The sequence below is a fragment of the Treponema sp. R80B11-R83G3 genome, from assembly GCF_054786115.1.
In genome coordinates, this window is record NZ_BDHF01000470.1 from 1 (window position 1) to 483 (window position 483).

The window sequence follows — 483 nt, forward strand, 5'->3', positions numbered from 1 at the left end:
GGTCCAATAGCAGAACCAGATGATGCACTCTATATACCAATTGAAAACATCATTAACCAAGCCAGCGGTTATACTGAGGCTTGGTAAAATGGTTATACGGGAACCGACTTGCCAGACGGCGGTTCTGAATTCGATCTTCCGTTGAACGGAAAAGACATCGCTTTTTTCTTTAAAATTATTATTCCAGCAGGTACTGAGCTTGTAGTTGATGACCTTAATGATTGTGATATAAAGGTAGAAGTTCTTGTCTGGCTGCCATTTGTATTTAAATCCGATATTGATAATGCGGAAATTGTTTTCCCTGATGACGCTTTATTCAGTTCAAAAGACGATCTTTTTGGCAGAGAAAGCCCCGGCGCGGAAAACATGATGACTGATATTATCGAAAGTTTGTCTTTGAAAATCGGACTTAATGACGATCTTTTTAATGGCGCTAACTTAATTGTTTATAGTAAGAAATCTGACGGCAGCGATGCTATTAAT

At 38.7% G+C, this 483-nt stretch carries 1 protein-coding gene; it reads left to right on the forward strand.

All coding sequences use genetic code 11. The annotated features are described in order from the left end of the window. Positions 1–108: 108 nt before the first annotated feature. A partial coding sequence (locus ACYVRH_RS14515) for a hypothetical protein (RefSeq protein WP_461257574.1) occupies positions 109–483 on the forward strand: 375 nt, incomplete at its 3' end.